This is a genomic window from Salinisphaera orenii subsp. orenii MK-B5 (genome assembly GCF_003788635.1).
Lineage (GTDB): Bacteria > Pseudomonadota > Gammaproteobacteria > Nevskiales > Salinisphaeraceae > Salinisphaera > Salinisphaera orenii.
In genome coordinates, this window is the sequence record NZ_AYKH01000005.1 from 114871 (window position 1) to 128926 (window position 14056).

General features: G+C 67.7%; 12 protein-coding genes, 1 tRNA gene and 1 pseudogene. 6 read left to right on the forward strand and 8 right to left on the reverse strand.

Annotation, left to right across the window (positions count from 1 at the left end; genetic code table 11):
• Positions 1-2 precede the first annotated feature (2 nt).
• The 3 genes from SAOR_RS04235 to SAOR_RS04245 all read right to left on the reverse strand — a co-directional run bounded on the left by SAOR_RS04235 (position 3) and on the right by SAOR_RS04245 (position 1755).
• Positions 3-452: an ExbD/TolR family protein gene (locus tag SAOR_RS04235; protein WP_123590697.1), complete on the reverse strand. Its 450-nt coding sequence runs from the start codon at positions 450-452 to the stop codon at positions 3-5.
• Complete coding sequence (locus SAOR_RS04240; protein ID WP_123590696.1) at positions 415-1131, reverse strand: MotA/TolQ/ExbB proton channel family protein; 717 nt, start codon at positions 1129-1131, stop codon at positions 415-417. Before SAOR_RS04240 ends, SAOR_RS04235 begins: the two co-directional genes overlap by 38 nt.
• Before the next feature lie 75 nt (positions 1132-1206).
• The gene (locus SAOR_RS04245; RefSeq protein WP_123630351.1) at positions 1207-1755 is read right to left on the reverse strand and encodes a hypothetical protein; all 549 of its coding nucleotides are present in this window, start codon (positions 1753-1755) and stop codon (positions 1207-1209) included.
• A 209-nt stretch (positions 1756-1964) separates the two neighbouring features.
• On the opposite strand from SAOR_RS04245, the gene SAOR_RS04250 reads away from it, so the two are divergent.
• Complete coding sequence (locus tag SAOR_RS04250; RefSeq protein WP_123630352.1) at positions 1965-3008, forward strand: Glu/Leu/Phe/Val family dehydrogenase; 1044 nt, start codon at positions 1965-1967, stop codon at positions 3006-3008.
• A gap of 61 nt (positions 3009-3069) precedes the next feature.
• Here the strand turns inward: SAOR_RS04250 and SAOR_RS04255 are convergent, their stop codons facing one another.
• The gene (locus tag SAOR_RS04255; RefSeq protein WP_123630353.1) at positions 3070-3900 is read right to left on the reverse strand and encodes an aldo/keto reductase; all 831 of its coding nucleotides are present in this window, start codon (positions 3898-3900) and stop codon (positions 3070-3072) included.
• 100 nt (positions 3901-4000) lie between these two features.
• Between SAOR_RS04255 and SAOR_RS04260 the strand changes: the two genes are divergently transcribed.
• Both SAOR_RS04260 and SAOR_RS04265 read left to right on the forward strand, forming a co-directional pair.
• Complete coding sequence (locus tag SAOR_RS04260; RefSeq protein ID WP_123630354.1) at positions 4001-5278, forward strand: NTP/NDP exchange transporter; 1278 nt, start codon at positions 4001-4003, stop codon at positions 5276-5278.
• A gap of 28 nt (positions 5279-5306) precedes the next feature.
• Complete coding sequence (locus tag SAOR_RS04265; RefSeq protein ID WP_123630355.1) at positions 5307-6269, forward strand: aldo/keto reductase; 963 nt, start codon at positions 5307-5309, stop codon at positions 6267-6269.
• 82 nt (positions 6270-6351) lie between these two features.
• Here SAOR_RS04265 and SAOR_RS04270 read toward each other — a convergent pair whose 3' ends face one another.
• A complete protein-coding gene (locus SAOR_RS04270; protein ID WP_221179869.1) occupies positions 6352-6831 on the reverse strand; it encodes a DUF411 domain-containing protein in 480 nt (159 codons plus the stop codon).
• A 398-nt stretch (positions 6832-7229) separates the two neighbouring features.
• A complete protein-coding gene (clpB, locus tag SAOR_RS04275) occupies positions 7230-9815 on the reverse strand; it encodes an ATP-dependent chaperone ClpB (protein ID WP_123630366.1) in 2586 nt (861 codons plus the stop codon).
• 205 nt (positions 9816-10020) lie between these two features.
• Between clpB and SAOR_RS04280 the strand changes: the two genes are divergently transcribed.
• Together SAOR_RS04280 and SAOR_RS04285 are read left to right on the forward strand one after the other, a co-directional pair.
• Positions 10021-10761 carry an LOG family protein gene (locus SAOR_RS04280; RefSeq protein ID WP_123590690.1) on the forward strand — a complete coding sequence of 247 codons (741 nt, stop codon included), beginning with the start codon at positions 10021-10023 and terminating at the stop codon, positions 10759-10761.
• Positions 10762-10779: 18 nt separating this feature from the next.
• Positions 10780-12165, forward strand: a complete 1386-nt coding sequence (locus tag SAOR_RS04285; protein ID WP_123630356.1) for a M14 family zinc carboxypeptidase — start codon at positions 10780-10782, stop codon at positions 12163-12165.
• On the opposite strand, the gene SAOR_RS04290 is transcribed toward SAOR_RS04285, so the two are convergent.
• Positions 12107-12808 carry a TIGR04282 family arsenosugar biosynthesis glycosyltransferase gene (locus tag SAOR_RS04290; protein WP_185015541.1) on the reverse strand — a complete coding sequence of 234 codons (702 nt, stop codon included), beginning with the start codon at positions 12806-12808 and terminating at the stop codon, positions 12107-12109. The genes SAOR_RS04285 and SAOR_RS04290 overlap by 59 nt on opposite strands.
• 106 nt (positions 12809-12914) lie before the next feature.
• On the opposite strand from SAOR_RS04290, the gene SAOR_RS04295 reads away from it, so the two are divergent.
• Positions 12915-12990: transfer RNA gene (locus tag SAOR_RS04295), tRNA-Ala, on the forward strand.
• Between the two features lie 644 nt (positions 12991-13634).
• Here SAOR_RS04295 and SAOR_RS16760 read toward each other — a convergent pair.
• Positions 13635-14056 (reverse strand): annotated as a pseudogene (locus SAOR_RS16760) (phage portal protein); the annotation flags it as partial.

The following is a 14056-nucleotide window of genomic DNA, read 5'->3' on the forward strand; positions in this document are numbered from 1 at the left end:
GATCAGCCTCCGCCGCCGCCGCTCGCGCCCTGGTCCATCAGCGAGAGGTTGCGGACCCCCGCGTTCGACAGCCGATCCAGAACCCGCACCGTGGCCTGCAGATCCACCCCGGCCGCCGGCTGGACCAGAACACGCCGGTCGGGCTGACGGGCGAGCTGGCCGCGGATGCGTGCCGCGAGGTCGTCGAGCGAGAGATAGCGACCGGCAAAACGCACGCCGTCGACGCGCACCTCGATCAGCAGCGCGCCCTCGATCGACGGTGCGCCCCCGCCCGCGGCGGGCGTATCGAGTGTGATCGAGCGCAGGTCGACAAAGCTCGAAGCCAGCATGAAGAACAGCAGCAGGATGAACACCACATCAATCAGTGGCGTCAGGCTGACGAGCGAGCGGCGCCGGCGGGCGCTGCCGTGGTCGCTAAATGAACGGGGTGCTGTGGTCCGACTCGTCGTCATCGTTGCCCAGCGCCGCGCTCGGCGAGCGCGAGAGATCGACCGTGAATACGCGAGTGACCACGCTGTCCATTTCGTGAGCAGCGCGGTCGATGGTGCGCTCCAGCCAGTTCAGGGCGACGATGACGGGCATGGCGACCGCCAGGCCGACCGCGGTGGTCAGCAGGGCCTGCCAGATACCGCCCGACAGCAAGGCCGGGTTCACCTGGCTGCCGGCGGTTTCCAGGTCGCGAAAGGCCTCGATCATGCCGAGTACGGTGCCGAACAGGCCGAGCAGGGGCGCGAGCGCGGCAATGACCTCGAGCGGGCGCAGATGGCTGCGCAGCGACTCGAGCATGTCGCCGCCGTACTGGAGAATCTCCTCGCGCAGTATCGGTTCCGGTGCGTTCTGGCGGCTGCGCAGCTGAATCGCGCGGGCCAATACGCGGGCCGCCGGGTTGGGCGAGCGACGCGCCATGGTCACGGCGCCGGCCGCGTTGCCGGAGCGATAGACGCCGAGCGCGCTGCGCGCGGTGCGCCGATCGTTGATGCGCACGCGGCGAAACTGCAGCAGCTTGGCCACCACGATCGTCAGCGCCAGGATCGACATGGCGATCAGGATGAGCACCACCGGGCCGCCGAGTGCCAGCGTGCGGTTGAGGCCCGAGAACAGCCCACCGAGCGTTTCCAGCAGGCCGCTCATCGCGGCGATCCCGTCGACGTGGACTCGGTCGCATGGTGCGGGCCTGGGGGAATCGGCGGGCGCGACATGACGGGCCTACTTGATGAAGGGGACCGAGCCCCGCTGCGATACCGACAGCAACGACAGGCAGTCGTCGCGGCCGCCGGTATCGGTGCGGCACTCGATCACGTTGTTGAGCAGCAGCTGACCGATGTCGTCGCAGGCCAGGTCCTGAATGTCGAAGACCTTGAGGCCGGTCTTGGTCGGCGGCATCGGCGCGATCTGAACGGCCAACCGGCGAGCGACAATGCCGTCGTTGTCGAACATGACGACATCCAGCGACACGCTTTCGAAACGCGACTCCGTGAGGTTCTGCGTCACGAGGTAGGCGCGACAGGCGCCATCGACCGGCTCGAGCTTGTTGAGCTCGACCTCGATGCCGCCCGCCGACCGCGCCGCGCGGACGCCGCCGCTCGGCTCATCGTCCGGCGGTGACGCCTCGTCGCTGTCCCGCGACATCGAGGTGGGGTCGGACGCCGCGGCGGCACGCGCATCCTCGTCCGGACTCGAATCGCTGTCGGTCTGGGCCATGGCGCTTGCGGCCAGAAACAGTCCGAGCGCCGCGACAGTTGCGCGTGTCAGCATAGTGTGTCCCGTGTCTGCGGCATCGCGGCTCCCCGCAGCCCGGAGCGCCCGGGCGTGAGTCGCTGAAATTCTTTCTATTGTTATGCCCACAGTATTGCGGCCCCTGCGATGTCGCGCAAGCGTCGTGCCCGCCCTGCGGTCGACAGCGGCCGGTGCGAGGGCGAGAATCGCGTCGATCGTCGGTCCTACAATGCCGCTGGAGTCCCCGAATGAGTGTTTTCGCGTCCATGGCCGCGCCCGGCCACGAGCAGGTCTGCCACTATTTCGATGCCGATACCGGCCTGCGGGCGATCGTGGCGGTCCACTCCACGGCGCGCGGGCCCGGCGTCGGTGGGGTGCGCATCCGCGCCTACGATGACGACGAGGCGGCGCTGGCCGACGTGCTGCGGCTCTCGGAGGCGATGAGCTACAAGGCCGCCTGCGCCGGTCTGCATTGCGGCGGCGCCAAGGCGGTCGTGATGGCGCCGTTCCCGGCGGATCGAACCGCCGGCATGCACGCGCTGGCGCGGGCGGTGGAGAGCCTGGGCGGGCGTTATGTGGCGACCGAGGACATGGGCATGAGCGAGTCCGACATCGCGCTGCTCAACGAAGTGACCCGGCACGCGGTCGGCCGGAGTCTGGCGGCCGGCGGTTCGGGCGATCCGTCGCCGTATACGGCCGATGGCGTGATCGCCGGCATGCGCGCGGCGCTGCGCGCGGCCGGACGCGAGCCGGCGTTCGACGGTCTGAGAGTGGCGGTGCAGGGTGCCGGCAGCGTCGGCCTCGCGGTCATCGAACGGCTGCTCGCGGCGGGCGCGAGCGTTGTCGCCTCCGACATCGCCGCCGAGCCCTGCGAGCGGGCGAGCGCGGCGGGGTCCACGATCGTGGACAACGAGGCGATCCTGCGCGAGCCGGTCGACATCCTCGCTCCCTGCGGTGTCGGCGGCGTGCTTAACGTCGACACCATCCCGTCACTGGCCTGCCCGATCGTGGCCGGCGCCGCCAACAATCAACTCGCCACCGACGCCGACGGCCGGCGTCTGGCCGAGCGCGGCATCGTCTACGCGCCCGATTTCGTCATCAACGCGGGCGGTCTGATCAACGTCAGCGACGAGCTGGATCCGGACGGCTACAGCGTCGAGCGGGTCCGCTTTCGTGTCGCCGGGATCGAGAGCACGCTCAACACGATCTTCGCCGAGGCCGCTGCACACGGCGAGACGCCGGCGGCCACTGCGTTGCGGATCGCGCGCGAGCGCATCGCCGCGGGGCGGTAGATGTCCACAGATCCGCCGCCCCGGGGTGACACGCCCCCGGGGCGGGCACCGAACGCGGCGCTTAGGCGGCGGTGTCCCAGTCCGGGGCGAACGAGGGATCGATGATGCGGCCATCGGCGGTGTGCAGGCCGGCGATCTCGCGCATCTGCTCTTCGGTGAGCTCGAAGTCGAAGACCTCGAAGTTGTTCTCGATATGCGCCGGCCGGGTCGAGCGTGGGATCGCGACGACGTCATCGTGCTGGAGCAGCCAGCGCAGGGCGACTTGGCCGCCGTTCTTGCCGTGCGCCCGACCGATCCGCTCCAGCGTCGGCTCGCGGAAGACGCGGCCCTGCGCCAGCGGGCAATAGGCGGTCAGTGCCATGCCGTGGTGGGCCAGCCGGTCCAGCACCGGGCGCTGATCGAGAAAGGGATGGTACTCGACCTGATCGGTGACCAGCGGCGCGCTCGAATGGGTCACGGCCGCGTCGATCAGCGGCGTGGTGAAGTTGCTCACGCCGATGTGCCGGGCCAGACCCTGGGCGCGGACGTCGTTGAGCGCGGCGATGGTCTCGTCGAGCGCGACGTCCGGATTGGGCCAGTGCAGCAGCAGCAGGTCGACGTAATCGGTGTCGAGTCGGGCCAGGCTTTCGCGCACCGAGGCCTGCAGGTCGCCGTCGTTGAAGCGATCGGTCCAGACCTTGGTGGTCAGGAAGAGGTCGCCGCGTTCGACGCCGCCGGCCTTGAGACCGCGGCCGACCGCTTCCTCGTTGTTGTACATCTGGGCGGTGTCGATATGGCGATAACCGACCCCGAGTGCGTGCGCGACCATCGCTTCGGCGTCGGCCGGGGCGAGTTCGAAGGTGCCGAAACCGAGCGCCGGAATCGTCGCGCCGTTGGCGTTGACGTACTGCATCGTCTGCTCCTGTGAGGACACGGTGTTTTAGGTAAGGTCTGTTACTGGCGATTCAACGATTCGTCGATGCGGTCCGGATGACCGTCGACACGGAGACACCATGGCGGTAGCGGGAGGCATGGCGACGGCGCTGAAACTGGAGCCGGGCGAGCTCACGCCCGTAGTCTGGTCGTTCGCGTATTTCTTCTTTCTGCTGTCCGGCTATTACGTGTTGCGACCGGTGCGCGATGAAATGGGGATTCAGGGCGGCGTGGACGCGCTGGCGTGGGTCTTCACCGGCACCTTCGTGCTCATGCTGGCGGTGGTGCCGGCCTTCGGCTGGGCGGTCGGACGTTTCTCGCGCCGGGGGCTGGTGATCGCGAGCTACGGCTTCTTCATCGTCAATCTACTGGTCTTCTTCGCGCTGCTGCGGGCCGGCGTGGCGCCGGAGTGGACCGCGCGGGCGTTCTTCATCTGGGTCAGCGTGTTCAATCTGTTCGTCATCTCGCTGTTCTGGAGCGTGATGAACGACGTGTTCTCGCAGACGCAGGCCCTGCGGCTGTTCGGCCTGATCGCCGCCGGCGGCAGCCTCGGGGCGATCGTCGGGCCGGGGCTGACCGCGGTGCTGGCCGAGCGCGTCGGCCCGACCAACCTGCTGCCGCTTTCGGCGGTGCTGCTGGGCGCGGCCGTGGTCTGTGCGCTGGTGATCATGCACTGGGCCGGAACCGGCGGCGTGCGCGCCCGTGCCGATCGCGTGCGCGAGAGCGTCTGGGCGGGAGCGACCCACGTCGCGCGGTCGCCGTATCTCCTGGGCATCTGCGGCTTCATCGTCCTGTATTCGACGCTGTCCACGTTCCTGTATTTCGAGCAGGCGCGAATCGTGGAGGACGCCTTCGCCGACAGCGGTCAGCGCACCCAGGTGTTCGCGGTGATGGATCTGATCACCAACGCGCTCACACTCGGGCTGCAGTTCTTCGCCACCGCGCGCCTGGTCGCCTGGCTGGGCCTGCCGGTGGCGCTCGCGCTGATTCCGCTGGCCGTGGCCGCGGGTTTCGGCATGCTGGGGCTCGCGCCGACACTGGCGGTGCTCGTCGTGTTCCAGGTAGTGCGGCGCGCGGGCAATTACGCGATCACCAAGCCGGCGCGCGAGATGCTGTTCTCGGTGGTCAGCCCGGAGGACAAGTACAAGGCCAAGAACTTCATCGACACGGTGGTCTATCGCGGCGGCGACGCGGCCTCGGGATGGCTGTTTACCGGCCTCTCGGCGATCGGCCTCGGACTGTCCGCACTGGCCTTCACGGCCGTGCCGCTGGCCGGACTCTGGGCCGTGCTCGGACTCGCACTCGGCCGCGCCCGCCGGCGCCGCGAGGACGGGCTGGGTGAGAACACGACGGACTGAAGCCAAAACCCTGCGGAGGGACGACACCATGACGGACAACCAAACGACTGCGGACCGATATGTCACGCGCCGCCGCGTGCTGCAGGCCGGCGCCGCCGGCGCCGGCCTGGCGCTGGCGCCCTGGCAGCTATCGCTGGCCGCCGGTGCGGGCGATGACAACGCCGAGCAGCGCATGCGCCAGCGCGCCATTCCTGCGACCGGCGAGCAGGTGCCGGTCGTGGGCATGGGCTCGTCCGGCTCCTACGAGCGGATGACCTCCGACAACGCCGAGGCGCTGCGCACGGTGATGAAGCAGTTCGTGGCCATGGGCGGCACGCTCGTGGACACGTCGCCGTCGTACGGCCGGGCCGAGACCCACATCGGCGAGGTAGCGCGCGAGACTGGCGTGCGCGACGAGCTGTTCATGGCCACCAAGGTGCGCAAGGATAGCCGCGAGCAGACGCTGGACCAGTTCCGGGCGTCGATCGACAAGCTCGGCGAACCGATCGATCTGCTCCAGATCCACAACTTCATCGGCCTCGAGAGTCAGTGGAAAACGCTCAAGCAGCTCAAGGACGAGGGTCGGGTGCGCTACATCGGCCTCACCCATTACCTGACCAGCGCGTTCGATGAACTCGAGCACCAGATGTCGAGCAAGGACATGGACTTTGTCCAGTTCAACTATTCGATCATGACACCCGAGGCCGAGGAGCGGCTGTTGCCGCTGGCCGCCGATCGCGGCATCGCCGTGCTGGTTAACCGTGCCTTCAATGACGGCGCGATCTTCGGCCGGGTCGGCGATCAGGAGCTGCCCGCTTATGCACGCGAGTTCGATTGCAATTCCTGGGCCCAGTTCGCGCTCAAATACGTGCTGGCGAACGAGGCAGTCACTGCGGTGATTCCGGCAACCAGCGATCCGGAGCATCTGGTCGACAACATGCACGCCGGCTACGGCGCGCTGCCGGATGCCGCGATGCGCAAGCGCATGCGGGATACGATCCGGAACCTATAGCGGGCGTCCGGCACACGCCGGTAGCCCAGCGGCGCGGCTGGGCATGGCGTGGGTCGGTCAGGGCGGACGATGCAGGCGTCGGCTAGGCGGGATGCTCCTCGAATACGGTCGCGCCATCGGCGCCGAGCAGCCAGGTTCTGAAGGCCTCGCGTCGACCGCCGGCCTCCATGCCCGGCGAGCCGAGTGGCATACCGGGTACGGCCAGACCGCGTGCGCGCGGCCGCTCGGCCAGCAGGCGGCGTATGTCCGCGGCGGGCACGTGGCCCTCGACGACGTAATCGTCGACGACCGCGGTGTGGCAGGCGCGCAACGTCGGCGGGACGCCGAAGCGCGCCTTGATCGCGGCCATGTCGGATCGGTTCTCGCCGGTCGCCGCGAAGCCGCTGGCGTTCAGATGATCGATCCAGGCGCTGCAGCAGCCGCAGTCCGGATCCTTGTACACACGGAGTTCGGGCGCGTCATCGGCCGCGCGGGCGAAGCCGGCGACTGGCAGCGCCCCGGCCAGCGCCAGGCTGAACCCGGTCCGGACGATTCTGCGGCGACTGTAGTTGAAGCGACTCACGGCGTTTTTGCTCCTGTTGAGCGGCTGCGATGACGCAGCCGTGGGCGATCCGTTATCGGACTTTGGCGAATGTAGCGAAAAACCGCGGGCGGTGCTGTGCTCGGGCCGATCCGCGGCGCGACTGCCAGCCCGCGGCCGCCGGGAAGGGGCGCGTCATTACGACGCGCTCGCCGTCGCCATCGTGTCGGCAGAGCCGATCGAGCGGCGTCCACGCCGCGGCCTGGCGGCCGCCGGTCGGCTGAGACACTCCCGGCGTCTCGGGTGATCGCGCGGCCCGAGGGCGACGCCGTGATGGCAACGGTCGAAGCGCCGCGCGTTAGGTGGCGCCGGTGCGCAGAAAAAGCCCGCGGCGGGTGCCGCGGGCGGGACGACTCGGACAACGCCGTTCGGCGACGCGCTCAGGCCGCCTTGTCGAAGGCCAGGCCCTGCGCGTCCCCGTCGTCGAGATCCACGTGCACGGTGTCGCCGGCCACGAAATCGCCCGCGAGGATCCGTCGGGCCAGCGGGTTCTCCACCAGCGTCTGGATCGAGCGCTTGAGCGGGCGGGCGCCGTAGACCGGGTCGAAGCCGGCCTCGGCGAGCCGGTCCAGGGCCGCATCGCTGATATCCAGGGTGAGCTCGCGCTCGGCCAGCCGGGCTTCGAGTTCACGCATCTGGATGCGCGCGATCTTGCGGATCTCGTTCTGCTCCAGCGGATGGAACACGACCGACTCGTCGATGCGATTGATGAACTCGGGCCGGAAATGCTGCGCGACGACCTCCATCACCGATTCCCTCATCGTCTCGTAGCCCGAATCGGACAGCTCCTGGATGAGCTGACTGCCCAGATTCGACGTCATCACGATAACGGCGTTGCGGAAGTCCACCGTGCGCCCCTGACCGTCGGTCAGCCGGCCGTCGTCGAGCACCTGCAGCAGTACGTTGAACACGTCGTGATGGGCCTTCTCCACCTCGTCGAGCAGGATCACCGAATAGGGCTTGCGCCGCACGGCCTCGGTCAGATAACCGCCCTGTTCATAACCGACATAGCCGGGCGGGGCGCCGATCAACCGGGCCACCGAGTGTTTCTCCATGAACTCGGACATGTCGATGCGCACCATCGCGGACTCGGTGTCGAACAGGAAGTTCGCGATCGCCTTGCAGAGCTCGGTCTTGCCTACGCCGGTCGGGCCGAGGAACAGAAACGAGCCGATCGGCCGGTTCGGGTCGGACAGGCCGGAACGCGAGCGCCGGATCGCGTCCGATACGGCGGTCACGGCCTGGTTCTGACCGATCACGCGTTCGTGAAGCGAATCCTCCATGCGCAGCAACTTGTCGCGCTCGGCCTCGAGCATGCGATTGACCGGAATGCCGGTCCAGCGGGAGACGATCTCGGCGACCTCCTCGTCGGTGACGTTGTCGCGCAACAGCTTGTGATCGGCCTGTGACTCCTCGGCGCTTTCGGCCTCGGCGAGCTCGCGCTCGAGCTGCGGGATGCGGCCGTACTGGATCTCGGCCATGCGCTCGTAGTCGCCGGCTCGCTGGGCGGCCTCCAGCTCCCGTCGGGCCTGGTCGAGCTCCTCGCGCTTGTGGGCCGCCCCGGCCACGCTGGCCTTCTCGGCCTTCCAGATCTCGTCGAGATCGGAATACTCGCGCTCGGCGGCCGCGATCTCGTCGTCCAGACGCTCCAGTCGCGTCTTGGACGCGTCGTCGGATTCCTTCGACAGCGCCTGCTTCTCGATCTTGAGCTGGATGAGCCGGCGCTCGATCCGGTCCATCTCCTCCGGCTTGGAGTCGATCTCGATCCGGATCTTGGAGGCGGCCTCGTCGATCAGGTCGATCGCCTTGTCCGGCAGCTTGCGGTCGGTGATGTAGCGCTGCGAGAGCTTGGCCGCGGCGATGATCGCGCCGTCGGTGATCTTGACGTTGTGATGGACCTGGTAGCGTTCCTTCAGACCGCGCAGGATCGCGATGGTGTCCTCCAGATCCGGTTCGTCGACCAGCACCTTCTGGAAACGGCGCTCCAGCGCGGCATCCTTTTCGATGTTCTCGCGATACTCGGTCAGCGTGGTCGCGCCGATGCAGTGCAGTTCGCCGCGGGCGAGCGCCGGCTTGAGCATGTTGCCCGCGTCCATTGCGCCCTCGGCCTTGCCGGCGCCGACCAGCGTGTGGATCTCGTCGATGAACAGGATGATGCGGCCTTCCTGCTTGGCCAGATCCGAAAGCACGCCCTTGAGGCGGTCCTCGAACTCGCCGCGGTATTTGGCGCCCGCGATCATGGCGGCCAGGTCGAGCACCAGCACCCGCTTGTCGCGCAGCGACTCGGGCACCTCGCCGTTGACGATGCGCTGGGCCAGGCCCTCGACGATCGCGGTCTTGCCCACGCCGGGTTCGCCGACCAGGGTGGGGTTGTTCTTGGTCCGGCGCGAAAGCACCTGAATGACGCGGCGGATCTCTTCGTCGCGGCCGATCACCGGGTCGAGCTTGCCCTGCTCGGCGCGCTCGGTGAGATCGGTGGTGTACTTGTCGAGCGCGCCGCGCTGCTCCTCGGCGTTGGCGTCGTTGACGTTTTCGCCGCCGCGCATGGTCTCGATCTGCGTCTCGAGGGCGTCGCGGGTCGCGCCGGCGTTCTTGAGGATCCGGCCGGTATCCGATTTGTCCTCGAGCATGGCCAGGACCACCAGTTCGCTCGATATGAAGGCATCGCCGCGCTTCTGGGCGAGCTTGTCGGCCAGATTGAGCACCCGCATCAGCGCTTGGCCGGGGCTGACGTCGCCGCTGGCATCCGCCACGGTCGGCAGATCGTCGAGGCTCTTGAGCAACTGATTGCGGATCGCCCGTACGTCGAGCCCGGCGCCGTCGAGCAGCGGCCGCACGGTGCCGCCCTCGGCGTCGAGCAGGGCCGTCAGCAGATGCTGTGGCTGTATTTCGTTGTGATCGCGGCCCACCGCCAGGCTCTGGGCCTCGCCGAGCGCCGACTGCAGTTTGCTGGTCAGCTTGTCCATACGCATTCGGGATTTCTCCTGTTCGGTCGCGGCCTGTCTTTTCGTGCCGCGTATCGCTTGACCTGATGAATAGGTCCGCGAGGCGACATTTCAACCACTGTTTGAAACATACAGCACGTGACGCGCCCCGGGGCCTCTGAACGCGCTGATATACTCGCGCGAACGACGCTTTCGACACTCCATCTTTTCGATTCTAGGGGCTTCGATGACCAAGGCCTACAACGATGCCGAGTTCATGCTCAGCGACGAGGCGCGTCCGATACGCGTGCTCTCGGAATATCTCGAACCCCGGACCCGACTCGCGAAGCTCGAGGTCAACCGGGCGCTGATCTTCTGGGGGTCGGCGCGTCTGCGTCCGCACGACAAGGACCCGGTGGCCGAGTCGGTCGATTTCTACAGCGAGGCGCGATCCCTTGCCGCTCGCATGGCCCGCTGGACCAAGGACACACATGCCCCGTGCGACCACTACTACATCTGCACGGGCGGCGGGCCCGGCATCATGGAGGCCGCCAACCGCGGCGCGGCGGATGTCGATCGCGACCTGTCGATGGGCTACAACATCGAACTGCCGCACGAACAGGGAGCGAACCCCTATGTCAGCGACCAGCTGAACTTCGAGTTCAAGTATTTCTTCATGCGCAAGTTCTGGTTCATGAACATCGCCAAGGGACTGATCATTTTTCCCGGCGGTTTCGGCACCATGGACGAGCTGTTCGAAATGCTCACGCTCATCCAGACGGGCAAGCAGCCGCGGATTCCGGTGGTGCTCTACGGTCGCGACTTCTGGCAGCGTCTTATCAACTTCGACGTGTTTGTGGAACTCGGTCTGATTGCCGATACAGATCTGGACCTGTTCTATTGCGCGGACACGGTCGACGAGGCGTACCGGTTCCTGACCGATGCGCTCGACGAGAGCACGGCCCGGGCGCAGCAACGCCACGGCTAGAGACACGACAGGGGCGACATGGGAAAGCGGTGGTTCCGTACGGGGAACGAGATCAAGAGCATGCACGGCATGGGGCGGCGGCCGGGCCTGCTCGCGCTCGGTTGGCTCGCGAGCCTGGTGCTTGTCGCCGCGGTCGCGGTGATGCTGACTGAGCGCTGGTCGACGCCGCCGGGCGGTGATGCGGGCGATGACCGGATCGCCGATGCGCAGCGGACACCCGGCTCGGAGCAGACCGGCGGGGCGGCGTCGTCGGCCGACGCCGAGCGTGACGCGCCCGCGGCGGAATCGGCGGATACGCGGATCGTCGAGGCGCCGGCCTCGGCAGGGACGGCAGGCGCCCCGGCAGCGGATGACCGGGCCGAATCGGCGCGCGACGGCGACGATGACGCAGATCAGACGAGTGATCGGCGCGTCGCCGCGTCGGGCGACGGCGGCCCCGAAGCCCCCGAGATCATTCCGGTGCCGGCGGCCGATGGCGTCGACAAGGCGGCATCTGGCGACGGCGGCCGGAAAGGCGAGGGCGAGCTGGCGAACGCGCTCTCGCGCGAGGGCGCTCTCGGCCTGGTGGAAACCGCCCGACTGTCGCCGCCGCCGCGCAGCCAGGCTGTCGTGGACTGGTGCAGGCAGCTCGATGCGCGAGTGGTCGGTGTGTCGTCGCCCGAATGCATGAGCGATGCCTACCGTGACACCGGCGGCCGCTCGGTCGAGGGCCGGCCGCTGATCATGCGCGAGATCGCGGCCAGCTCGGGGCCGGCTGCCGGTCGTGTTCTGCTGATCAGTGCCACGCACGGCGACGAGCCCAGTTCGATCGGCACGGTGTTCGGCTGGATGGAACTGATGGCGGAAGAGGGCACCCGTTACGACTGGCACGTCGCACCGACGCTCAACCCGGATGGCGTCTTTCACGAGCCGGCCACGCGTCTCAACGCCAACGGCGTTGATCTCAATCGAAACCTGCCCACCCCGGACTGGCACGAAAAATCGCGCGCCTACTGGCGGCGCGTCGGGTTCGAGAAACGGCGCTACCCCGGTGAGAATCCGGGCGGCGAGCCCGAGAACGAGTGGCTGGTCGAGCAGATCCGCTCGTTTCGTCCGGACGTGATCATCTCGCTGCATGCGCCGTACGGGGTACTCGACTATGACGGCGATTTTCCCGCGCCGCGCAAACTCGGCCGGCTCGATCTCAACCAGCTGGGTGTGTACCCGGGCTCGCTCGGCAACTTCGGCGCCCGTATGAACAGCATTCCGGTCATCACCGTCGAGCTCGATCACGCGCGCAAGCCGCCCGGCGATGCCGAGCTCAAACGCATGTGGCGTGATCTCAACGGCTGGCTGGATCGCTACTTCAGCAGCGTTCGCCAGGCGCGCGCTGACAACGCCGCGGATTCGAACGACGCCGGCTGAACTCCTCGGCCCGCGGGCGGACGGCCCGACGCGCCAGCAGGTGTTTCGTCGGGCCGGACAGCCGTTGCCAGTCGCGGCCATGGTCGATGTCGCGCCGTTGCGGGTATCGATCGACAGCCCAGCCGCAGCGGCGCAGGCGTTGCTCAGTCTGGGCCGCCACCCGAGATGTGCTCCACGCCGGTCCGCGGAACGGCCGCGCCTCGGCGTGCCGCAGCCCCAGCGCCCAGTAGCCGCCGTCGCACGTGGGCGCAAGCCACGCGCGCCCCGGCCGCTGCAGGGTAGCGACGGCATCGCTGAACCAGCCGTCGTCCAGTATCGGCTGGTCGCTTCCAAGGAGCACCACCGCGGCATGGCGACGCAGAACGTGCCGGGCCGCCGCGTGCATACGCTCGCCCAGGTCGCCATCCGGCTGGCGGAGACGGGTGGCGCCGTGCCGATGCGCCAGGGCGTGCAGGCGGGCATCCCGCGTGTCCGGCGCACAGGCCAGATAGACATGGTCGGCCGCGGTTTCGCTTGCCGCGGCCACGGCCCGGCTCAGCAGCGCGTGGTAGATGCGTGCCGCCCGGCGTGCGCCGACGGCGGCGGCGAGCCGGGTCTTGCAGCGGCCGGGGCGCGGGGCTCTGGCGAAGACGACGATCGCCACGTCGGCCGGCGCGATCGTTTGCCGCGAATCGGCGGGCAAGGGGTTGGCAACAGACATAAGGCTGCTATCATACGCCGCTCGCTCGCCGGCAGGTGAGCCAGAAAAAGGGGCCGTAGCTCAGTTGGGAGAGCGTCGCGTTCGCAATGCGAAGGTCGGCGGTTCGATTCCGCCCGGCTCCACCAGTTAAAACAGGGACTTAGCTTAATAGGCTAGTCCCTTTTTTATTGCGTAAGTGTTGTGTAAGGGAATCATCGGCTTTTAGCATCGCCCGATTCGCAGGGCGATTGCGCTGCCGAGCCACAACTCGCGCGCGCGTGCGGGGTGGTCTCGGCAGTTGCGGACGCAAACTCTTGTGGCCGGCCATTGGGTTTCGGGTCAACTTGACTCGAAACCTCCTCCGCCTGCATCGCTTCCCAAACCTCCTTACGCCGCTGCGTAAGCATGCCGATCGGATTCAGGCACGGGCGATTCGCCGGGCGCAAGAGTTGTTGAAGCAGTTTCCGGAAAGCAAGGGTGGGCCTCGAACAGATAACCGGGTTGGCGATAACCCGGTTAGCCGCAGACAAGCCGCCGAAGATGCTGGCATGACGCGCCAGCAATACCGCACCGCAATGGACGTGGGCCACGTTCCGGGCTCTACCGGTAGACACAAAAAGCCCCCACCGGCACCGCCGACAGGGGCTATGCCGACCGCGCGCGCGAGGAGCCATCCCAAGGATGTGCATTTGCGCCGCCGGCCGTCGGGGTTACTTCCTATGAAACGGTGACTCCCGACTAAAACCGCTACTAGCTACCCGGCATCCGCCGGCCCCGCTAGCCGGGGTACTCACTGACCGATCGACGTATCCACGCCGGAGAAGGCCAAGGCCGCGTTGATCTGCTCCTCCGACAGACCGGACTCCTTGGCTTGGGCCAAGCCCTGAATCACGCCGGACAGAGCGCGGGCGCGGCCACCCGCATCAAATGCCTGCAACGGTTCCAGCACGTCGATATTCGCCGTGGTCTCGAACTTCGCCGCCGCCTCGTTGGCGATCATCTTGGCGATGGGCTGTAACTGCCATTGCGCCAAGTGACGCTGTGCCTCGCGTACAGCCGGGCCGGTGACGTTCTCGTTCACCAGTGCGGGCAGGACGCCGTAGGCGGCCATAACGGACGCTCTCGCGGCTTTCAGCGTTTCCGTGGTATTGGACTTGTCCAACTCGGGCGACAGGCTCGCCGGCTTCCAATCCTGCGCCGGGGCCGGGCCGC